At 52.7% G+C, this 20,443-nt stretch carries 28 protein-coding genes; 13 read left to right on the top strand and 15 right to left on the bottom strand.

What is annotated here, in order from left to right:
- Positions 1 to 372: 372 nt before the first annotated feature.
- Positions 373 to 660, bottom strand: coding sequence for a transposase (locus MPAL_RS15140; protein WP_083767018.1), 288 nt, complete (start codon positions 658 to 660; stop codon positions 373 to 375).
- A 474-nt stretch (positions 661 to 1,134) separates the two neighbouring features.
- Between MPAL_RS15140 and MPAL_RS07430 the strand changes: the two genes are divergently transcribed.
- From MPAL_RS07430 to MPAL_RS16270, 3 genes are all read left to right on the top strand, one after another.
- Positions 1,135 to 1,692 (top strand): flavodoxin family protein, encoded by a 558-nt coding sequence (locus tag MPAL_RS07430; protein WP_012618136.1) that lies wholly within the window; start codon positions 1,135 to 1,137, stop codon positions 1,690 to 1,692.
- 500 nt (positions 1,693 to 2,192) lie between these two features.
- A complete protein-coding gene (locus MPAL_RS17555) occupies positions 2,193 to 2,318 on the top strand; it encodes a DUF1016 N-terminal domain-containing protein (RefSeq protein ID WP_394295846.1) in 126 nt (41 codons plus the stop codon).
- A gap of 21 nt (positions 2,319 to 2,339) precedes the next feature.
- Positions 2,340 to 2,510, top strand: coding sequence for a hypothetical protein (locus MPAL_RS16270; RefSeq protein WP_158303652.1), 171 nt, complete (start codon positions 2,340 to 2,342; stop codon positions 2,508 to 2,510).
- Between the two features lie 85 nt (positions 2,511 to 2,595).
- Here the strand turns inward: MPAL_RS16270 and MPAL_RS17200 are convergent, their stop codons facing one another.
- From MPAL_RS17200 to MPAL_RS15130, 7 genes are all read right to left on the bottom strand, one after another.
- A complete protein-coding gene (locus MPAL_RS17200) occupies positions 2,596 to 2,727 on the bottom strand; it encodes a hypothetical protein (RefSeq protein ID WP_269078461.1) in 132 nt (43 codons plus the stop codon).
- A 701-nt stretch (positions 2,728 to 3,428) separates the two neighbouring features.
- Positions 3,429 to 3,977, bottom strand: a complete 549-nt coding sequence (locus MPAL_RS07425; RefSeq protein WP_012618134.1) for a VOC family protein — start codon at positions 3,975 to 3,977, stop codon at positions 3,429 to 3,431.
- 81 nt (positions 3,978 to 4,058) lie between these two features.
- Positions 4,059 to 4,424 carry a DUF1428 domain-containing protein gene (locus MPAL_RS07420; RefSeq protein ID WP_012618133.1) on the bottom strand — a complete coding sequence of 122 codons (366 nt, stop codon included), beginning with the start codon at positions 4,422 to 4,424 and terminating at the stop codon, positions 4,059 to 4,061.
- Positions 4,425 to 4,539: 115 nt separating this feature from the next.
- Positions 4,540 to 4,860, bottom strand: a complete 321-nt coding sequence (locus MPAL_RS17550) for a hypothetical protein (protein WP_052292224.1) — start codon at positions 4,858 to 4,860, stop codon at positions 4,540 to 4,542.
- Complete coding sequence (locus tag MPAL_RS17545) at positions 4,853 to 5,116, bottom strand: transposase (RefSeq protein ID WP_148208180.1); 264 nt, start codon at positions 5,114 to 5,116, stop codon at positions 4,853 to 4,855. Before MPAL_RS17545 ends, MPAL_RS17550 begins: the two co-directional genes overlap by 8 nt.
- Positions 5,117 to 6,170: 1,054 nt before the next feature.
- On the bottom strand, positions 6,171 to 6,881 hold the full coding sequence (locus MPAL_RS07410) for an alpha/beta hydrolase (RefSeq protein WP_012618131.1): 711 nt from the start codon (positions 6,879 to 6,881) through the stop codon (positions 6,171 to 6,173).
- Positions 6,882 to 6,929: 48 nt separating this feature from the next.
- Positions 6,930 to 7,757, bottom strand: a complete 828-nt coding sequence (locus MPAL_RS15130) for a nitroreductase family protein (protein WP_012618130.1) — start codon at positions 7,755 to 7,757, stop codon at positions 6,930 to 6,932.
- Between the two features lie 105 nt (positions 7,758 to 7,862).
- On the opposite strand from MPAL_RS15130, the gene MPAL_RS07400 reads away from it, so the two are divergent.
- Positions 7,863 to 8,240, top strand: coding sequence for a winged helix-turn-helix transcriptional regulator (locus tag MPAL_RS07400; protein ID WP_048145822.1), 378 nt, complete (start codon positions 7,863 to 7,865; stop codon positions 8,238 to 8,240).
- Here MPAL_RS07400 and MPAL_RS16265 read toward each other — a convergent pair.
- Positions 8,230 to 8,388: a hypothetical protein gene (locus MPAL_RS16265; protein ID WP_158303651.1), complete on the bottom strand. Its 159-nt coding sequence runs from the start codon at positions 8,386 to 8,388 to the stop codon at positions 8,230 to 8,232. The two genes, MPAL_RS07400 and MPAL_RS16265, sit on opposite strands and share 11 nt — an antisense overlap.
- On the bottom strand, positions 8,388 to 8,717 hold the full coding sequence (locus tag MPAL_RS07395) for a winged helix-turn-helix transcriptional regulator (protein ID WP_012618128.1): 330 nt from the start codon (positions 8,715 to 8,717) through the stop codon (positions 8,388 to 8,390). The genes MPAL_RS16265 and MPAL_RS07395 overlap by 1 nt, the downstream gene beginning before the upstream one ends.
- Before the next feature lie 35 nt (positions 8,718 to 8,752).
- Here MPAL_RS07395 and MPAL_RS07390 point away from each other — a divergent pair, with 35 nt between their 5' ends.
- Both MPAL_RS07390 and MPAL_RS14470 read left to right on the top strand, forming a co-directional pair.
- The gene (locus MPAL_RS07390) at positions 8,753 to 9,268 is read left to right on the top strand and encodes a nuclear transport factor 2 family protein (protein WP_012618127.1); all 516 of its coding nucleotides are present in this window, start codon (positions 8,753 to 8,755) and stop codon (positions 9,266 to 9,268) included.
- Complete coding sequence (locus MPAL_RS14470; RefSeq protein WP_012618126.1) at positions 9,265 to 9,867, top strand: flavodoxin family protein; 603 nt, start codon at positions 9,265 to 9,267, stop codon at positions 9,865 to 9,867. Before MPAL_RS07390 ends, MPAL_RS14470 begins: the two co-directional genes overlap by 4 nt.
- A gap of 190 nt (positions 9,868 to 10,057) precedes the next feature.
- Here MPAL_RS14470 and MPAL_RS07380 read toward each other — a convergent pair whose 3' ends face one another.
- From MPAL_RS07380 to MPAL_RS07370, 3 genes are all read right to left on the bottom strand, one after another.
- Entirely contained in the window at positions 10,058 to 10,399 is a 342-nt protein-coding gene (locus MPAL_RS07380) for a nuclear transport factor 2 family protein (protein WP_012618125.1), read from the bottom strand.
- Between the two features lie 145 nt (positions 10,400 to 10,544).
- The gene (locus tag MPAL_RS07375; RefSeq protein WP_012618124.1) at positions 10,545 to 11,432 is read right to left on the bottom strand and encodes a nitroreductase family protein; all 888 of its coding nucleotides are present in this window, start codon (positions 11,430 to 11,432) and stop codon (positions 10,545 to 10,547) included.
- Positions 11,429 to 11,908, bottom strand: coding sequence for a DUF3795 domain-containing protein (locus MPAL_RS07370; RefSeq protein WP_012618123.1), 480 nt, complete (start codon positions 11,906 to 11,908; stop codon positions 11,429 to 11,431). Before MPAL_RS07370 ends, MPAL_RS07375 begins: the two co-directional genes overlap by 4 nt.
- Positions 11,909 to 11,947: 39 nt before the next feature.
- On the opposite strand from MPAL_RS07370, the gene MPAL_RS14465 reads away from it, so the two are divergent.
- The 7 genes from MPAL_RS14465 to MPAL_RS07345 all read left to right on the top strand — a co-directional run bounded on the left by MPAL_RS14465 (position 11,948) and on the right by MPAL_RS07345 (position 16,697).
- Positions 11,948 to 12,790: a winged helix-turn-helix domain-containing protein gene (locus MPAL_RS14465; protein ID WP_158303650.1), complete on the top strand. Its 843-nt coding sequence runs from the start codon at positions 11,948 to 11,950 to the stop codon at positions 12,788 to 12,790.
- Positions 12,791 to 12,970: 180 nt separating this feature from the next.
- Complete coding sequence (locus MPAL_RS07360; protein ID WP_012618121.1) at positions 12,971 to 13,588, top strand: DUF2115 domain-containing protein; 618 nt, start codon at positions 12,971 to 12,973, stop codon at positions 13,586 to 13,588.
- 223 nt (positions 13,589 to 13,811) lie between these two features.
- Complete coding sequence (locus MPAL_RS07355) at positions 13,812 to 14,270, top strand: winged helix-turn-helix transcriptional regulator (protein ID WP_012618120.1); 459 nt, start codon at positions 13,812 to 13,814, stop codon at positions 14,268 to 14,270.
- 163 nt (positions 14,271 to 14,433) lie between these two features.
- A complete protein-coding gene (locus MPAL_RS16680; RefSeq protein WP_201763838.1) occupies positions 14,434 to 14,577 on the top strand; it encodes a cysteine hydrolase family protein in 144 nt (47 codons plus the stop codon).
- Between the two features lie 73 nt (positions 14,578 to 14,650).
- Complete coding sequence (locus MPAL_RS16675; RefSeq protein WP_201763882.1) at positions 14,651 to 14,860, top strand: isochorismatase family protein; 210 nt, start codon at positions 14,651 to 14,653, stop codon at positions 14,858 to 14,860.
- Positions 14,861 to 14,889: 29 nt separating this feature from the next.
- Complete coding sequence (locus MPAL_RS07350; protein WP_012618119.1) at positions 14,890 to 16,089, top strand: multidrug efflux MFS transporter; 1,200 nt, start codon at positions 14,890 to 14,892, stop codon at positions 16,087 to 16,089.
- A gap of 11 nt (positions 16,090 to 16,100) precedes the next feature.
- Complete coding sequence (locus tag MPAL_RS07345) at positions 16,101 to 16,697, top strand: hydrolase (protein WP_012618118.1); 597 nt, start codon at positions 16,101 to 16,103, stop codon at positions 16,695 to 16,697.
- A 740-nt stretch (positions 16,698 to 17,437) separates the two neighbouring features.
- On the opposite strand, the gene MPAL_RS07335 is transcribed toward MPAL_RS07345, so the two are convergent.
- Together MPAL_RS07335 and MPAL_RS15120 are read right to left on the bottom strand one after the other, a co-directional pair.
- Positions 17,438 to 18,139, bottom strand: coding sequence for a CDGSH iron-sulfur domain-containing protein (locus MPAL_RS07335; RefSeq protein WP_012618116.1), 702 nt, complete (start codon positions 18,137 to 18,139; stop codon positions 17,438 to 17,440).
- Positions 18,140 to 18,348: 209 nt separating this feature from the next.
- Positions 18,349 to 20,355 carry a 6-bladed beta-propeller gene (locus tag MPAL_RS15120; RefSeq protein WP_012618115.1) on the bottom strand — a complete coding sequence of 669 codons (2,007 nt, stop codon included), beginning with the start codon at positions 20,353 to 20,355 and terminating at the stop codon, positions 18,349 to 18,351.
- Positions 20,356 to 20,443 lie beyond the last annotated feature (88 nt).

The following is a 20,443-nucleotide window of genomic DNA, read 5'->3' as shown; positions in this document are numbered from 1 at the left end:
ATTTCTTCTATGAGATCGCAGATCGAGGTACATGTTGTTTGGTACGAGTTCCCCGGCGTGGCTTCCCCTGCTGTTTTTTGGGTTGGCTCTCCTCGCATTTTTGGCCTTGTTGTTCAAGCGAAGGCGCTGAATTGTTGCAGATGTTTTACGGGCCTATTGACACAAACAACCCCTAACCTTCCTGGGGTCTCTCGAATCAGGAAGTTTTACGAACCTCTCGCCGCCGACCCAGAAGAAAGATCTCCCTTCGTCAAATGCACATGTGATCGACTTTTTTGTTCACCAGATGTACATTTTATTTTTGAACTTGTGGACCGAGGTGGGGTCCATGCTGCGGGCATTATGTGCAGGGATTGAGATGTTCCATGTCACTTACCACCCCTCTGCCTGGTTGGTCTCGGCATCGATCCTGGCATGAACCCTGATCCAACCGCGGCAGACTTTCCACTTCTCAAGCATCCATTCTCCGCGATTGGTTATTTTCAGACCGATATAGTCTACAACCACAACGAGATCCCTGGAGAGCATCGCAGTATTCACTGGAATGGTAATATCCATGCGTTGAGTACGTCGAAAGAGCGTCGAGTAATCTGAATCATATAGTGCAGGAAGGAAGGCCAAAAGATGACGGGTGAATCCTTCCATCTGACGATAGAGCATCAAAGATATGGATACAGGCCATCCACTCGATAAACAGGGAAGGATACTGAAAGGGACGACCCGGTTTTCCTCTAATCAATGCAGCGAGATCTCGATCCCAGCATCTGATGAAGTCAAAGGAGAGATAAAACTCACCTCGCTTAACCAGGCGTTCATTATAGGCTTACTCCAGTTCGAGTATCAATGTGCGGCTGTCCCAATCTTCTGTTTATAGGCAGGAGTGGATGATGAAGACGCCGCACTTCTTATTCTATGAGATGGGGACATACCTTGAGTAATACAACACAGCAATTGATACCTGACTGATCTGAAGTGCAACAGGAATTCAAATATCCATGACCGACTCAGCTGAATAACCGGTTCAGAAGTATGGTGAGTTTCCTGGTGGTTCAAAGACTGCGTGTTTAATGGCACCCCGGCGATGTGTAGAAATCCGGAAAGTTTTTTTTGAAACTAACCTTAACTTATCTGACTATGAAGATCCTTGGAATAGCAACAAGTCCGCGAAATGGCGCAAACAGCCAGACACTTGTTGAACACATTCTTGCTGGTGCACGGGAAGCAGGGGCAACGACTGAACTGGTTCGGCTCTGCGATCTGGATATTCAGCCCTGCACGGGATGTAACACGTGTATAACCGGGGGAGAGTGTATCCTGCAGGACGATATGGCAGAACTCTGGGAGAAACTGGCAGAATCAGATGCAGTTGTATTCGGTTCTCCAATCTACTGGATGCGGTTGAACGCACAGGCATATCCGTTCATCGATCGGTTCTACGCCCACTTAAAAAAACCGGAATTCTCCTGCGATCTCCCAAAGGGCAAAAAGCTCGTGGTTGCGCTTACCTGTGGTGGTCTTGGTCCCGAAGTCCTGAATCCTGTCAACGAGTACGTAAAGAATGTCTTTCAGTTCCTGGGTTTTGTCGATGCAGGCTTCATCTGGCAGAATCAGTGTTACCAGCCAAAAGACCTGACAAAGTATCCTGATAAGATCAGAGAGGCGAAAATGTTAGGGCAATCCCTGGTAAAATAACCTTTTTAAAAAAAGTGCGATGAATTAAAAAATTAAAAAGGGCAATCGTCGGTTCCCTGTAATAAATACAGATCAACTGCGGTTTCTGTCAAAAAATCCTTATTCATACATCTGTTTTTGCAGGATTCAGGTTACAGGAAGCCTGACTTAAGGCTCTGATTAACACGGTGATCAAACCTCTACTCAGTAGTTCGCTAATTTTGCAAGGCATCCAATTATACTTTTGATCATCAATAACTCGATAGAATAGGAAGATCTATATCCTTTGCAGGCCGCCCCCTATGGTCTCACAAACCTGGAGCAGACCCTGCACTGATGTTTCTTATGTTCGTCAGAATGAATATTGTTATCCGGCTGGAGCCGCTCTGAGCCGTCAGGTGAATATTCCGATTCATGGATCCCTGACCCAAGTTACTATCATTCGTATACTCGTTGGGGCCCGTGCTGCGGGCATTATGTACAGGGATTGAGAGGTTCCATGTCACTTATCACCCCCCTGCCTGGCCGGCAACCTTCGTCACGAGTTCCCGGAGATGAAGGGATTCTCGGCCCGGAACCTGAAATATATGCACCGACTCGCCGAAGCCTGGCCTGACCCCTCAATTGTGCAACAGACTGTTGCATAAATTCTCTGGGAACATATACGGATGATCCTCGGTAATATCGGCGAGCCGGCACTGCGTGAATACGATATTCTCAAAACTATCGAGCATGGCTGGAGCCGGAACATCCTCGCACTCCCGGATAGAGCCGGCTGCACATCGTCGACAACGACGACGCCTCCCTCCATGATGCCGGCAGTGACACCGAACAGCTGATCGGTCGATGGCCGGCCTCGTTCCGTTCAGATCTTCTTCTCCTTCAGCCTCTTCAGGATCCCTGGCGCTCCCCGATCACGGGTCGTCAGCTCATCCTGCCGGTCCTGTTGAGGATGGGGAGGGCCGGGATCGTCACATCGCCGAACCGGGCGCTGACCAGATCCTGGAACAGCCCTGCATCGGCACGAAAGGCCGGGTGGTTGTCGGTCTTCTCCACCCATGCATCAGCACATGCCGGCGCTCGACGTTACGGGTTGACCAGGACCCAGAGCCAGGTGAAAAATGGTTTGCATCATTTGCAGCACGTTTGCATCACGTTTGCAGCAGATATTGCAAAGAACAAAAACGCAGGGAAGGCGCCGATCTCCGGAACGGCTACTGAATCATCCTGCGTACAGGATGATAGATCATTGTTTGCAGCAGATCTGGAGAACACACACACGCACCCGATCGCAGAGGGTGACGATTGCGTGTGTGTGCGATCCCGTGATCTGCTGCAAACAAAATGAGGGGGTGGAGGAATGCGCCCTGATTTAAAATTCTGACCCGGCACAGGCTCAGATTGTTTGCATCAGTCTGATGCAAACGTGCCGCAAACTGATACAAAACATACTCGCTGATGCTGCGGCTCGTTTCACATCACCTCGCTGCTTCACGTTGTTTCCTGTTGGCAGGATGACTCCCCTGGCTTGTCGCAGGCTCCGGCGCAAGCGGCTGCTCAGGCTCGCTCCTCACATACCGCTCCCGCGGAATGCTCGTCGCTGTTTTTCTCCGAAAATCATGTATAAAATGATCTCCAGCCGAATTCAAGAAACCCGTTCATTGGGTTTTTTCGCCTCCGGAAACCAGATGCCGAGCCGAAAGAACTAGGATATCGTTTTTTAGTGTACGAAAACCCGGAAGATTCTTTCCCGGGCTTCACGAACCGGCAGGCCGGGGTTCGGCAGCTGCCCGCAGGATCTCCTCAAGGTCGATTTTTTTCATGCGGTAAAGTGCCAGCATGACCCGCTGGGCTTTCTTCTGGTCGGGGCCTTCCATGATCTCCCCGATAACGGACGGCGCGATCTGCCACGAAACGCCGAATCGGTCTTTCACCCAGCCGCAGGGTTGTTCGGTCCCCTCCCGGGAGAGCGCCGTCCAGAGCAAGTCGATCTGTTCCTGGGTCTCGCAGCTCACGTACAGTGACGCGCTCTCGGTGAATTTCCCGAAGAACCCACCCCCGTTCACCGCCAGAATTTCCTGCCCGGCGAGCCGGAAGCGGACGGTCTTTACGCTCGCGGCCGGCCCGGGCATGATCTCTTCGCTCATTTGCGGAACGGCACGCAGGGCTTCGAGTTCCTCTTCGCCGTAGTACGTGATCCATTCAATCTTCGAATTCCCGAATATCGGGGAAAACAGGGACAGATAGAACTTCACTGCCTCTTCTGCATTATCCCGGAACATGAGGGAAAGAACGATTCTCTCCATGATTTTTGCTCCTGATTTTTCCGGCTGACTCCGCGTCCGACCCGGCCCGTGCCTGGCCTCGCAAGAGGAATGCCCGGACCCTTATTCCCCGACGATGACCTGAAACCCGCCATATGCCATGCGTTTCATGTCGAACGGCATTGGCTTGTCCTTCATGGCCGGGTCATTCATCGCCGGATCCTGCATGACCTTTGCATTTATCTTGTCACGGTCGGCCTTCGATTTATAGACAATGAATGAGAAGACTACCGTCTCACCCTCTTTTGCCTTTGCCATCTTTGGGAAGGTCGACTTTGTCCACTCCGACGCGAGGTCATCGCCCACGCACTCGAAATATTCAAGGGCGCCATACTTTTTCCAGAGTTTCTCCCCGGTCTTCGCCATCTTGCGGTAATCAGCAAGCTTCTCATCCGGTACAACGAGTACGAATCCGTCAACGTATTTCATCTGTCCCATCTCTCTGTTAATTTTCACCCCTCGTATGCTCTGGCAATAATTAAACATTTCCCCGTAGTTTCAAAAATGAGGAATAGTATTACGAATTTTGGCTCTGTTGAAATCCTCAAAACACATTGAATACCCTTTGTTTTTTAATGAAACGATCGATGGAGAAATTGATACATTTCAATTTGATTTCTTTCACTTGCTGTTGATGAGATCGAGAGTAGATAGTTTCCCCGAATAGCCTTTTCAAAATCGAAAAAAACGTTTCGGCTATATTCCTACGTCTGTAGATTTTCGTTTCGAAATGCCTGTCCATGATCTGTAGATATTTTCCAGAAATAAAAGATGCATGCCAGTCACGGATAGGAATCATGGATTGAGCTCTCAAATCCTCATGGATCAACAGATGAATTCGTTCAGAATCGTAGCCCTTATCCATGACATAACACCTTGATTTTTTTCACTCGATTCGATGCACGAAGTACGATAGGTGCGATTTGTGAATCGTGGCGTCGACTCTTTGTGACGTGAAATGCTAGCAGGGAGATATGATCCGTATCTACGGAGATTGTCGTTTTGAGATAGTCATGACGAGTCTTCCCGGTTCTGGCTGAGTAATAGGTACTGGCAGAATCCGGCGTGAAACCGGATGAATCAATTGCAACTATCGACGTGACGTTTTTCCATTCCCTCATGAATGAACACGCTTTTCGAAATAACTGGTTTAAGACGGTTGAAGGAACTCGTTTTGAAAATTTACAGAGTGTGGAGTAATGGGGGATATCATCGAGTTGCAATTGTTCCTAGATAATGTCCATGATCTCAACAAGTTGTACGAAATCACGATAGTGAGCTCCGAGATATTCTTTGAATAAAAGTAACGTGAGTAATTGGCGCTGAGTGAAATCCCTCCTCGAATAGCGTGAGGAGTACTCTGGGATCCCGGTCAGCCTAACTGCATTCTGGCACGATGTCAGAAAACAAATATACTTCTGATCTGAGAAGAAATGGTGCTCCTTGTTTCGGTTTGCCATAACTTTTACAGGGAGCAACTTGTTCTTAGCTCTACCGGTAACTTAGGGTTTCAACAGAGCCAATCTTTTGATAATTTATGCAATAGATTGTGAATTTTATCCCATTTCTGTTGGAGATTCAGGATCTCCGGGAGTTTATCCAGGAGGAGGTCATCGATCGCTTTCCGTGAGATCAGCCCATGTTCTCTGATGAAGAGCAGGATCTGACCAAGTATTACCGATCATCAAACCCTTTATCCCTGACATGCTTCGTGGTCTGTCCAGTGACTTCAGCTACCTGGCCGGCGATGACGATCTTCGGGTATCTGCCCTCCCTCGGCCACACTCAGACGGTCACTCACCTGCCGGCCCGCCCGTCATCTCGATCACGCAGGAGCGTTCTCTCACCAGGGCCGTCACCCTGGCAGACGTCGCATGATCGTGCCGGCCGGCTTCATCGCCGTTGAACATCTCCACCAGATCACACAATCTAAGTGGACGGAGTGAGACACCCCCCAGGCACCTCCACCCGGTCCTGCCCGGTTTTAGCAGAACCGCCACTCGACATGATCTCCTGAACGGGTCACACGCCCCGCCGAGGTCTCTGCGAAATGGGAGCTGGAGCCAGAAGTGTGCGGACACGTCTCGGGATTGTGTGGGAAAAAAGCAGGATTAAACCTTCAAAACACTATCCCATAACGGTTTTTGCCCGGGCACCAGGGTTCGCCGGTCTTCATTAGGACCTGTCGGGAGTTGTTGTATCTTTACCGGGGAACCATTCTCGGATCCGGTCGCTGATTGTTGTCATTGCCTCTTCTGCGAGATAGATATCGTTATGGAATGCGCCGGGAATACAGAAAACCGGCCCGCCGGCACGGGCAAGGGCGCTGCAGTCTGCGATGATCTCGGGCATATCCCGTTCGCCATACAGTATGAGAGAGTTTTTTCCCGCATAGTGTACAGGGTCCCGGATCGGAAGCTGCCTGAGGACCTCAAAGAGGGCGGCAGTATCATGAGGGCGCACCCGGTAGCTGCGCACGAGTTTGAGCCGTTCCCGGGTCTCCTCATCAAATGTCTCGCGCAAAGGTGGCGAGAGCGCAATATGGTAATCGGCACTGCTTAAAAGTGCAAGGCGGCCACCTACGGAATGGCCGATTGCGACGACCTTCCCGAAGGAGCGAAGGTATCGGATCACCTCTTCCGTATCGTCCCTCATCCCTGCATCCAATGGCAGGGGATGGCTGCCATGACCGCGGAGATCGATGACACAGGCGGCAAGACCCGCGTTTGCCACCCGGAACCCTAATCCCAACTGCTCCTCTTTATTTCCCCCATAGCCGTGCACGATCACTGCCGCTCCGGTGGGCTCTGCGGGACGTATGAGGATCCCGGGGATCCGGCACGTCGTACCCGGGACAAAAATCTCTTCGATGGTGAGTCTAGCCATAGTAATTACTTCCCCTTGTTTTTTTCCGAGATAACGCCACACCCTTTTTTATGTCCAGCCGATCCGGGCCGGCTGCCGTCGCGGTATCTGGTGGTGCTGCAGGGCGGGATAGCCGGCCAGCATCGCATGCTGTACCATATGATCTTCCGGGATGCCGGTGAGTTTCTGAACTTCGGGTGAGTTTTCGCAGGCCTTGCGAACTAGCCCTGCCCAGCAGGTGCCGATACCAAAAACCGGGGCGACGATATCGAGATAACTGAGTGCAATCACAGCGTCCGTGTAAAACGCAGGGGATGTCCGGGGAGTATGGGCTATGATGATGCACGGGGCGCCGTGGGTGATCAGATCGGTCCCCTCGTTCCATTGCCGGATCAGTTCGGGAAGCCAGGCATCCAGTTCGCGATACCAGCCGTTCCGGGAAGCCTCATCAAGCCACCGGACCACCCCGGCAGTAAGCGCTCTCCGTGACTCCTCTTTTTCGATGATCTGCCAGTGTACTGGCTGGAGGTTGACTGCACTCGGTGCATACCTGACGATATCAAGCATCGATTCGATCGTCTCCCTGGGGACTGGCTGGCGCCGGAACTGCCGCTCGGTTCTTCTACCCTGTACGAGCTCCCGGATCTGTGTCGGGGTTACGGACCCGGGAGCTGGCTGATCCGGTGTTGGCCACGCAGCCGGGTACTTCACCGAAATTGCTGATGAAGGGCAGAATGTTTCACACTGGCCACATCGTACGCACCGTCCATGTTGTTCCGGATTAATCCGGGGAACGGTGCCGTTGTTGTCCTGAGAGAGAACAGAGAAGATACATACGCGGCTGCAGATCCCGCAGCCCGTGCAGCGATCGTTATCGATCAGTACTGGTGTTTCCATCCTTTGTGCCTCATGTCGTTGGTGCAAGGGATCATGCGTCCTTTAGTATTAAAAAATGAGTAGTCTATACATTCTTATATACTATCATTGATGATACTAATGATCATGCAGAGATCTCCTCCAACAGGGAAGTGCCCGATCCAGATTTCGCTCTCCGTTATCGGCGGAAAGTGGAAGCCCATTATCCTCTGGTTCCTCAGGGACGGACCAGTACGGTTCTCTGAGATCCAGCGGAAAATTCCCGGGATCACCCAGATGATGCTGACGAAACAGCTCCGCGAGCTTGTGGCCGACGGGATGCTCGAGCGGACGGCCTATCCCGAGGTCCCGCCACGGGTCGATTACCGTATCACTGATGACGGTCGCTCAGTCTTTCCTGTTCTGATGGCGTTACACGAATGGGGGAACGAGTATCAGAAGAGGAAGAATGGAAGCTGGAGTCAGAAGTGTGCGGACACTTTTTGCGAGGACGTTACAGAGTAAGAAGTTCTGATGCGTTGTCGTAATTTTTTAAATTATCATCGGGAACAAGTACGACGTTTCCCTCTTCGATAGCACATGGTAATGCCCCATCATCCTTTTTTCTCACTCCCCATTCTTCTGGAGAAGGTAAAAAAAGATCCCGTTTCATCAACCCCGGGGTATATGCTGCGATCCCCATGCAGCCATAAGTTCCAGGATAGGATGCAGGCTTTTCCCTTTTTCCGTCAAGGAATATTCTACTCTGGGCGGTATTTCCGGATATTCTTGGCGATGGATTAAACCCTCATGTTCAAGGGTGCGTAACTGCTGGCTTAATACTTTATCCGAAATCGTCGGCAGCCGTTTCTTCAACTGTCCGTATCGTTGTATTTTTTCGGAATATATCAGCCAGAGTATCACCCATTGCCATTTCCCTCCGACAATAGAGGTGGTATATGATATGGGGCAGACTAATGGATCGATAGGCCCGTCTTTCATGTGATCACTCTCCTTTCAGTGAGTATCTAACCATAATGTTCGTCTTTACTTTAACTAATTTATCTTCCTATTCCAATCCACATAAAAAATTCAGGTACTGGAAAAAAGTGGTGTCTCCTATGATTAACAACCAATCTTTCGTGACAAATGCTGCACAACATTATCTCTCCCTTGTAAAAGGCGCGTCCATCGATTCCTGGATGGATATCTGGGCCGAAGATGCCGTCGTGGAATTCCCTTACAATCAGGATAAATTTCGCCGGCGGCTGGAAGGGAAGCGTGCCATTTACGAGTATTACAAAAATGTCGCACCGGCGTTTGAACTGCGTGGGGAAGGACCTCTGGTAACTTATCTGTCTTCCGATCCACGGGTCGGGATATTTGAGATCTCCATGACGTTTTTGATCAGGTCGACACAAAAAGTGTACGACCAGGATTATATCGGCGTGGTAAAGGTTCGTGACGACGGACGGATTGTTTTCTATCGCGAATACTGTGATCCGATTCGCGCACAGGAAGCCTTCCGACCGGACGGGGGTGCATCATCATGAAGGTAGTGGGGATACTGGGCAGCACGCGTCCGGATGGGAACACGGCAACGCTGTTGCGCCAGGTACTGGAGGGCGCAGCCGCACAGGGTGCCACGACAACCACAATCTCTACGAATAATCTGACAGTTCATGACTGTACAAATTGCGATACATGCAAACGGACCGGACAATGCGTTCTGAACGACGATATGCAGGAGATCTATAACAACATTAACGAATCTGATGTTATTATTCTCGCTTCACCGAATTATATGGGTGGAATTGCAGGAAATCTCAAACTGGTCATTGATCGACTGTACCTCTATTTCTCGGTCACCGAAACAGGGGAGTTGAGAACAACGATACAATCTCCGAAAAAGGTTGCATTACTGATTACACAAAATGCACCTCGCGAGTACACACATTATCGTGAGGCCTTTACTCCATTACGAGGCGTTCTTCACCTCATTTTCCAGGGAAATTTTGACCCGGTGACAGAATCTCTGGTTGCACCGTTACTGATTGCATCTTCTATGAAAGGGCCCGACACCGTAGAAAACGATCCGCAATTGTTACAGGAAGCGTATGCCTTCGGTGCTGATCTGGCGCTGGAAGGATAATCTGTGGAAACGGCTTTGTTGAGATGCTTCAACTATGACGACGACAATGGCGACGCTCACCCTCCACGATGCAGGCAGTGACACCGAGTATCTGATCGGTCGACGGCCGGCCCCGTGCGGAGGCGGTGTCGGGATCGGCGTAACTGGAAACAAAAGAGAACGGGCAGTGATTGTCTGCCCGAAGATCAATTTATTCTGTGCCTGCCAAAACGATCCGCAGTGCAGTGATCTTTTCGTTCTCCACAGTAAAATGGAAATCAAGAGGAACCGGGCTCCCGTCGAAGTTTCCGGAAACGGTGGCGGTCACGACCGTCTCGCCGCCTTTTTCAGCGACACCGGTAATTTCGGTCGTGATCGTCCATTGTTCGGTGACGTCATCCCGCCATTTCCGGATGGCAGCATGCCCCCGGTAGGTGTGTCCTTCATCCAGGACGATGGCGTCCTCGGTGAAGCAGTTCACAATCAGTTCGTTGTCAGGAATGTTCGACGCGTAAAAGTACGTCTCAATAGGTTGTGCCAGTTTTTTCTGCATACAAAATATCTCCTCAATTATGGTTAATGTGGGATTCTCAGGCGTTCATCATCCACCTTCAGGGATCATCGCGGAGGACAGCCCGGCCCAGGAGAATTTCTCTGGGAAATTCGAACAGCCGTGAGATCTCCGTCAACTCATATCCCTACTCCCACGTCACCTGCAGCGGATTCCGGTCCACCTGTCGGTGGTAGGTATATTTCGGATAGCCGACCATCATCCCGGTGGTGACTCGCATATGTTCCGGCAGGTTCAATAAGCGGAGAAGCGGTTCATAGCCGGTTGCCGCACAGTACTCGAAAAATCCTGCCCAGCACGTCCCCAGCCCGAGCGACGGTGCCAGCAACTGGACATAGGCCAGCGAGAGGTAACTGTTGTCCCGGCCAAAATCCAGATTTTCATCCGCCATCGCCACAACCAGGCACGGGGCCGATCTCAGGACGACATCATCGCCGTTCTCGCGATACAGAGTTACCTGCCGGGCATAGTTCGCGGTATATCCCGAAACCGCTGCGGGATCTTTCTTCCCTTCGCCTTCCGCCCAGTCGATGACCGCAGCGGTAATCCTGTGCAGCGTATCCGGATCATCAAAGACCCGGTAGACGACTCCCTGCAGGTTGGACGGCGTTGGGGCGAACCGGGCAATGTCGAGGAGCTCCAGGATTTTTTCCCGGGGGACGGCTTTTTGCCGGTAGTTGCGAACGGACCGCCGGGAACGGATGAACTGTTCTGCCGTTCCGGCATCGATGACCGGAAATTTGTCCCGGGGAACCTGGTTTGCCAGGGGCGCATTCGAATGATCCAGCGCTCCCACAGGGCAAACGGCAACGCACTGGCCGCACCGGATGCAGGACGGGCTGACGATCTCCGGCCCGTTATTACCCATGCCGAGAACGCCCCGGCAGACCTCGGTACAGGAGCCGCACCGGGTACATTTTTCATTGTCGACATGGATCGTAAAACCGGCACGTCGTCCTTTCGTGTCGTCGCGACCGGGTTTTTTTCCTGCGCTCTTTTCAGGAGTGGATTTCATGGCAAAGATCTCCCTGGATCCGGATCCTGTTTCCTGGCAGAGGCCTCGAGAAACTCCCGGCAGAGGTACGGCTCCACGAACTCCCGGACCTCCTTGTCACTCAATCTCTTATGTTCGTCTCTTCCGACATGCTCCACCGGCCGTAGATGCTGTTCCAGGTGTTCACAGGGAAATGTACTGCACTTGCCGCAGTGAACAATTTTTTTCTCCAGCACGCAGGCCCGTATCCGGCAGTCTTTCTCGATCCTCCGGGGATTGTTCTCATCTGGTTCCAGGCATCCGTCACAGCAAATCCCTTCCGGAGGGATGAGAAAACCCAGGACTTTCTGCCATCCTTCGCTTGCCCGCCGGCAATCATCATCGGTCTTTGCATTCTCTTTGTAGGCAGCGCAACTGCTGCAGAGAGAACCGCAGCGTGCCCGAATCTCCGGCTTCTGTCCGGATAATCCCGATGGCAGATTCGGTGACAGATCCATGGATGTCATACCAGAAAGTATGGGAAATAACAAAATATAATGAAAGGTAATTCCAGTATACTACCAGGAACCATTGCGGGAATTACTGTCATGCGCAAGGACGAGATCGAAGAACGGATTACCAGGATAGAAAAATCCATAAAAGAGATCCAGGCCGGCCAGCGGGAGACTTCCGATACGATCAGGAACGAGATTCGATCGTTCCAGTCGCTGGTGATCGAAGAGAAGGTCGAAACCATGCGCCAGCAGATCGTACGCGGGTACCAGCAGCTCCTTCTCGATCTCGTCCTCACGGGCGTACAGAAAGAATTCGAACGGGCCTTTACCGATCCCTGCCCGCGTACCGACCGCAGTGAATGCATCGGATTTTTTCTCGCAAGACTCAAAGAGATCGGGGAGCGGATGGACCCTGACGAAGCAGAACAATTCATGACCGCCCAGAAGATACAGGACGAGGGGCTGTACGTCCAGTACCCCGAACTGAAAGATGAACCCTGTAAAAATTGCTACGCGACCTATCTGCAGGAACGGGATAGCCTGATGCACCAGATCGGCGAACTCTGTTCGAGCCGGCGCATGCTCCAGCGGAAAAAGCATGACGTGCAGGTCGCCGGTATGCCGGATGAACACGTCCTCTCATCGATTATCGAGCCGCTCTCCCACCCGGTGCGGTTTGCGATGCTCAAGGCCCTTTTCGGGGGGAGCATGTCCTACACCGAACTGAGCTCCCTTACCGGGCATAAAGGAGGCCATCTCCTCTTTCATATCACCCGGCTTACTGAAGCAGGACTTGCGGAAAAATCTGAATCGACCGGACTCTATACCCTTACGGAGAAAGGGACCGGGACCATGACGTTCATCCGGGACCTCTACTGCAGTTGATGCGGGTGGTCTTCCCCGGTCCTCTTTTTTAGGGAAGCGGCGGAATTCGGACAGTGCCCGGACCTCAACGTTTTTTCGGGAATACCGGTATACTGAAATAACTGTACAGATCACCTGAGAAGAGAAACGCCGGGATCGTCGGCCTGAACAGATCCATGCCCGGCGGGGACCTTTACGTCAATGGCTGAAACAGACTGCACATCGCAGGTATGCGGGAAATCTCTGGAAAATGTGATCGAAACCATCGCAGAACGGCTGGCTGCGACACGGACAAAAGGGGAGCTGGGAGTGATCCTCGGGGAGGAGATCAGCCGGTACTCGATGCAGGATCTCCAAGTTATCGGGGGAAGGTTTGTCGCTGATATGGCCGGGCTCCCAAAAGAGTTCCATAACGAGCTCCGCCCGCGCCTTGCCGAGGGACTCTTCGGTGCGCATCACCAGATCGTTACCCTGTACCGGTCCGGGAAATTTCTATCGATGGCCGCACCCATTGCCCATCCGGAAACGTTTCGCCGGTTCTGCCGGATGATCCCGTACGGGTGTCTTCACTGGGACGAGCACGTGGAACAGACGCCGTTTCCCTACACAGAGCGGCACCGCCTCTTCTATTACCTGATCTCGGCGTTCTCCATGTTTGTCATGGACCGGCCGGGCCATCCAGTGGGAACGCCGTTTCCCGGCGGGTCCCATGTCGAAGAACAGAACGGTACCCTGTACTGCCCGGTCCGGGACCGGGAAAAAGAGGTATCATTCTCGCTCTGCAATTATTGTCCTGCCCTCCAGACACCCGGCAGGTAGTACGCGGGTCCGGGAGATGCCGGGGACCCTGGAAATGCGAAATCCTCGGGAGCCGGCGTCTCGTCTCCACCATCGAGCATGAGGAGGGGTTGATCCCCGTGACCTTCGTCGAGCGGATGACACACGTCGAAGAACATCGTCACGTTCGATACAGGTCATACCGAGACCCGGGAGACAAACAAAGATAAGCGTGTTGAGATCACCTCTCTGTAGGGAGGATCCTATGCCGAAATACAAGAGTCACTGCGAGGCGACACTGAAGATGATCAGGGGCAAGGGGAAACTGTTGATCCTCCATGCCCTGACGGACAGGACGCTGAGGTACAGCGAGATCGCCCGCAGAAACACCAGTATCTCCGAGAGCATGCTGGTGCGGCAGCTGCGGGAACTGGAGCAGGACGGCCTGGTGACGAGGACCGTCTATCCGGAGGTCCCCCCACGCGTGGAGTACGCGCTCACCGCCTCGGGAAAGAAACTGGTACCGATCATGAGACTGATGAGCCTGTGGAACACCACGTACATCGACCGGGACATCGCAGAGAACCGGCTCCTCACCATCCCGGTCTCCAAGAGAGACGAGGGGCTGGTCGCACTGCGGGACGACCTCGATACCATGCTCCTCGATCTCGACAGAAAACTGAAGTGCGTGGCGGAGAAAAAAACGCAGATCCCTGACCAATAGGTTACAGCCGGCCTGATTTTTGATATTTTTGTAATGATCGTTCTGGTCTCCTCCGCTGTTTTGAAGAGGGGCTTATAAAAATAGTTGTCACTTTCCCCATGGAGAGATACTCTCAGTTTGTAAAGTGGGCCCTATATTTTTTTTGAGAGAGAACCGGTAATGGATGTCGACGGATCTGGCGATGGACACAGCGAAGACCGCTCGTGTGGTCATCGACCTGCAAAAGGGCATCACATTTCATGAGATCATTTCAAACGCTGCACATCTGACAGATCACTTCAGAAAGAACGGGATGCCGGTATTCTGACAGTATCATCCAGAAGAGACATTGAGGAGCCCTCTCTGGAACCGACCTGGATCTTCACCTGATAAGATGAGGGATAGACACGCTCGTCCTCTGTGGGGTCGCGACTGAGATTGGTGTCGAAAGTACCGCCCGGTTTGCCTATGAGTACGGGTCTCAGCAGATCTTCGCAGAGGATGCAATGAGTTCGAAGTCAGAGGAACAGCACGCTGCGGCGGTCAATGGTATCTTCACGAGGACCGGACGGGTGCGAAGAACGAATGAGATCGTGGCTGCGTTGAATTGACCGCTCGATCCGTTAGAAGGCTTAGAGTCATGCAAAATTGGAAGAGAAACTTAATCGTCTGCTGGTTCGGGATGTTCATGACCGGTATGGGGCTGAGCCAGATCGCACCGGTATTGCCGCTGTACATCCAGCATCTCGGCGTCGACAACACCGCGTTGATCGAACAATTTTCTGGCATAGCATTTGGTGTAACATTTATCATTTCAGCGATCTTCTCACCGATCTGGGGTCTTGCCGCCGACAAATTCGGACGAAAATCGATGCTGTTACGAGCAAGTCTCGGCATGGCGATCGTGATCGGGTGCATGGGGTTTGCACAGAACGTGTACCAGCTGATCGGACTGCGGCTATTGCAGGGCGTGATAACCGGGTACAGTTCGGCCTGTACTGCATTGATTGCAACGCAGACGGACAGAGAACACGCGGGCTGGGCGTTGGGTACCCTTTCGACATCTTCGATCGCAGGAACTCTGCTCGGACCCATGATTGGCGGGTACATCGCAGAGAACCTGGGTTTTCAGGAGGTTTTTTTTATAACCGGTGCACTGCTGCTGATCGCATTTATTGCAACCGCCCTCTTTGTGAACGAATCATTCACCCGTCAGGACAGGATGGTGCTCAGTATCAAAGAGACCTGGGGGACTGTTCCACACAAAAGTTTGACACTTATTCTGTTTGTGAGCTCTTTTGTCATGACTCTGGCACTATACTCCGTGCAGCCCATCTTGACCATATATATTACCCAGTTATCCAGTACCACCAGTCATGTTGCTCTGCTGGCAGGTATGACATTCTCGGCCTCAGGGCTGGCCAGTATCGTTGCGGCTTCACAATTGGGGAAACTCTCTGATAAGATTGGCCCCCAGAAGGTCATGCTTGCCGCACTGATTGTAGCCGGACTCATCTTTATCCCCCAGGCCTTTGTAACCGACCCCTGGCAGTTGATGGCCCTTCGATTTGTACTGGGATTGGCGATCGCGGGATTGATTCCGTCTGTCAATACCCTGCTCAAGAGGATCACACCGGATTCTCTGACCGGCAGGGTCTTCGGTTTCAACATGTCTGCAGGGTATCTGGGTGTATTTGGAGGATCAGTCCTGGGCGGGCAGGTGGCAGCCTATCTGGGTATCAGATCGGTATTCTTCATTACCGGGGCATTGTTACTGGTAAATGCAGTCTGGGTCTATTTCAAGGTGTATAAAAATATCCGTATCGCAGAATATGCATAAGAGGAGAGAAGATGATGAAAGACACAAGATCAACAGATACCGAATTGAAAGCAGAAAAAACAGCGCTCGTCGTTATCGACATGCAGAAGGGAATCGTGAACAGGCAGCATGCCCCTCATACGAGCGAGCAGGTTGTGTTGAATGCAAGCAGGTTGGTGCAGGCATTCACGGAGAAGGGAGCCTTTGTCGTTCTTGTGAGAGTCTCAACGGTCGATGGAAGAGATATGTTGAGACCAAGGACAGATGCCACGACCAACCCGGTACCATTCCCAGATGGTTGGGATGCCTTCGTACCAGAACTGGAACATTTTGACCAGGTCCATGTGATCACCAAGAGACAATGGGGAGCATTCTACGGTACCGACCTTGACCTCCAGTTACGCCGCCGGGGGATCGATACGATTGTACTCTGCGGGATCTCGACCGGGATCGGCGTCGACACGACAGCACGGGAGGCTTTTCAGCGTGGTTACGATCAGATCTTTGTGGAAGATGCAATGACCGCTTCAACAGAGGAAGAGCACGAGTATGTCTGTACACACATCTTTCCCCGGATCGGTCGAATTCGGACAAGTGAGGAAGTGGTCGGCCTGTTGAGCCACCCCTGACCCATTCTTTAATTTTTCAGTCAGGGTCGGCGAGGGTCTTCGTTTCGAAGGGGGGCAACTTTCGTGACCAGGAGCATTCGAGTCCAGGAAGCCTGTCAGGATCATAATCACGCCGGCAGCACTGATGAAACAGGCTGGTCTGGGAGGGAATGATATGCTGTCCGACGACTCGCGACGGACAAAAGATCAGCAACTGTGTGCAGTCATTGTCCAGGCCGTTGATATTCAGAAGGATACATCGTGAACGCCGGGGCCTGACCGGCTTCGGGCTCTGTCACCTCCATGCCGGTGGTCACCTCAATCGCCGAAGACACGGCGGGCGGTCTTCCCATCTGATTCCATATTTAAAAGAAAAATTGTCAGATCACCAGGGTGACATGAATCAGCGCAAAGATAAGTGTGATCGCAGCCATCCGCATGTGCCAGGGGAACGGGACAATCCGGTATCCCTTCCTTAAGAGTACACCGATGGTTACCGTTACAAGAAGCGCGAAAAACGTAGCAATACCAAAATAAACAGCAATAGGACGATTAAATATCTGAATGTATCCGAGAGAGGCGATCATGGTAGACGATCGAGGAGATCCCTATTCTTCCTATTTAAAATGATCTCACCGGCTGCTCGGGCTCCTATGACTGAAGGAACATTCCGGAACTGAGGGGAGGTTGAATCAGAGGTCCATCTCCTTCAACCTCGTCAGAATCCAGAAAGCCCTCTTCGACCGCAGGGGTCCCGGCAGTCACTCCTCGAGGTGGCTCCCGTCGCAGAACGGTTTGTTCTTCGACCTCCCGCACCGGCAGAGCGTGACCCGGTTCCGAACCTCGTAGGCCTTGCCATCGACAGCGATCACCGGGATACCGCCCTGAACCCAGAGCGGTCCGTGCTTCCCGTGCACCGGGTCCTCGATGACGGCGATGGACTTCTCCAGGTCCGGCTCGATCGCCTCCCCGGTCGCAGTATCCGAGACGACCAGCCGGCCCGACGGGCAGTTGCCGCCCTCCTCGATGGCAATCTCCCGGGCATCCGGGTCAGGGGATGTGACGAGGTTCCCGATACCACCGGCCCGCTGGCAGAACCCGGCGTGGGCGCAGAGATGCTCGTTGTCGGCGAGTGTCAGGAACGGCCCCGGGGTGATGCCGGCACCCTTCTGAAACGGCTTTCGGTCACCCGCCTCAGTCCCGACAAAGTGGGCCGGGGCGTGGGCGCCGTCGCAGAACGGTTTCTCCTTCGAGAGCCCGCACCGGCAGAGAGCATACTGCTGCTGCTGAAGTGGATAGGTCTTCGTCTCATTCCAGGTTCGGCAATTGCCGTCGTCATCGTAGATCACCTCCACGGTTTTGAGGGGTATACCACCGCTCACATGGTATGGGCCATTCTTCCTCACGGTGATCTTCATCGATTCGTTGCGGGGATCCGGGGATATCTTTAGTGGTGTGGTCATGGTGCATCCGATCCATCCATGGCCGGATATGTATTCCAGTACGTTATATAACCTGTGGAGGAATAAGTGGTTTCAACTCAGGCCCTATCATCCCTGCACAGGAAGAACGGTGCCGGGCCGGCTCGATGACCATTCACCGATCGATATACCCCGTTGGTGTTGGTTCGAAGCAGTATCAAAAAAAGAATTGTGGGATTTTCTCATCCATCCTACAACTCGTTGAACAGGGTGATAATATCATTGAAATCGATCTGACCGTTTTTGTTGAAATCAAACGCACTGATCGGTTCATTCTCGGCGATCCAGTCCATCTGGTTGAAGAAGAGGACCACGTCACCAAAGTCGAGGACTCCGTTGCCATCGACGTCCTCGTACAGTCCGTCATGGTTGAGATCCTGCGGGACGGCTGACCCGCCCGGGACGATCACCACCGGGGTCGTACCAGTGGGGGCGAACTTCAGGACCCTATTGCTGTTCACGTCGGTGACATAGACGTTGCCGGCACCATCCACCGTGATACCAAAAGGACTGTTGAACTGCCCGGCTTCCAAGCCATAACTCCCCCATTTCGTGATGAATGTGCCGTTTTGATCGAACTTCTGGATCCGGTGGTTGCTACTGTCGGACACGTAGACGTTGCTGTCACGGTCCACGGCGACACTCGTTGAGTCGCCGAACATCCCGTCTTCCGAGCCGGAACTGCCCCATTGCCTGAGGTAACTACCAGTCGACGTGAACTTCTGGACCCGGTTGTTGCCCCAGTCTGTGATATAAACATTGCCGGTGCTGTCCAGTGCAATTCCATTCGGACCGCTGAACTGCCCGGCTCCCGGACCATGGCTGCCCCATTGGGAGAGGTAGCCACCGGCCGACGTGAACATCTGGACCCGGTTGTTGCCAAAGTCAGTGACATAGACGATGCCGAAGCGATCCACCGCGACACCGCATGGCTGGTCGAACTGTCCGTTCCCTGAGCCTGTCATGCCCCATTGTGTCAGGTAGCTACCAGTCGAATTGAACTTCTGGACCCGGTTGTTATTCAAATCAGCGACGTAGACGTTGTCGGCGCTGTCCACGGCGATACCATAGGGCATGTTGAACTGTCCGTCTCCCGATCCCGAACTGCCCCATTCTGTGATGAAGGTGCCGTTCGCGGTAAACTTCTGGACCCTGCTGTTCCCCAGGTCGGTGACGTAGACATTGCCTGCACTGTCCACGGCATCACCATAGGGCATGTTGAACTGTCCGACTTCCAAACCCTGACTGCCCCATTGCGTGATGAAGGTGCCGGCCGACGTGAACTTCTGGACCCGGTTGTTGTACACGTCAGTGATATAGACATTGTCGGCGCTGTCCACGGCGATACCAAAGGGATTGCTGAACTGCCCGGCTTCCGAGCCTTTCGTACCCCATTGCGTGATGAAGGTGCCGGCCGACGTGAACTTCTGGACCCGGTTGCCAGAGTCGGCCACGTAGACGTTGTCGTTACTGTCCATCGCGATACCCTGGGGAATCTCGAACTGCCCGGCCTCCGAGCCAGAACTTCCCCATTGCATGAGGTAGCCACCGGTCGAATTGAACTCCTGAATCCGGTTGTTGTATGCGTCAGTGACATAGACATTGCCGGTGCTGTCTATGGCAATTCCATTCGGACCGTCGAACTGTCCGTCTCCCGAGCCGGAACTCCCCCACTGCATGAGGTAGCCACCGGTCGAATTGAATACCTGAACCCGGTTGTTGCCCCAGTCAGCGACATAGATCTGTCCTCTGCTGTCCACCGCGACACTACCTGGCTGGTCGAGTTGTCCTTCCTCCGAGCCTTTCGTGCCCCATTGGGTCAGGTAACCACCAGTCGAATTGAATTTCTGGATCCGGTTGTTATTCATGTCGGCGACGTAGACGTAGCCGACGCTGTCCACGGCGATATCATAGGGTATGTTGAACTGCCCGTCTCCGGTGCCAAAACTGCCCCATTTTTTGAGGAATGTGCCGTTCGAATCGAACTTCTGGATCCAGTTGTTGTATGTGTCGACGACGTAGACATCGCCAATGCTGTCAATTGTGACACCATAGGGCTGGTTGAACTGCCCGGCTTCTTGACCAGAACTGCCCCATTGCGTAACATATGCGTACCCACCTTCAACCGAAACAGCCTGGGCGCTGCAACAGAGGAGGAGCAGGGCGCAGAAAAAATAAAAAAAATACTTAAATTTCATCCAGAATCACCATGATTACTTCTTAATTGTTGATTATCAGGATAAAAACTACTCCCTTAATCCCTCTTGATCTTCGAAAGGTTTGAAC

This window comes from Methanosphaerula palustris E1-9c, assembly GCF_000021965.1.
Taxonomy (GTDB): Archaea; Halobacteriota; Methanomicrobia; order Methanomicrobiales; family Methanospirillaceae; genus Methanosphaerula; species Methanosphaerula palustris.
This window is presented reverse-complemented; position numbering and strand designations above follow the sequence as displayed.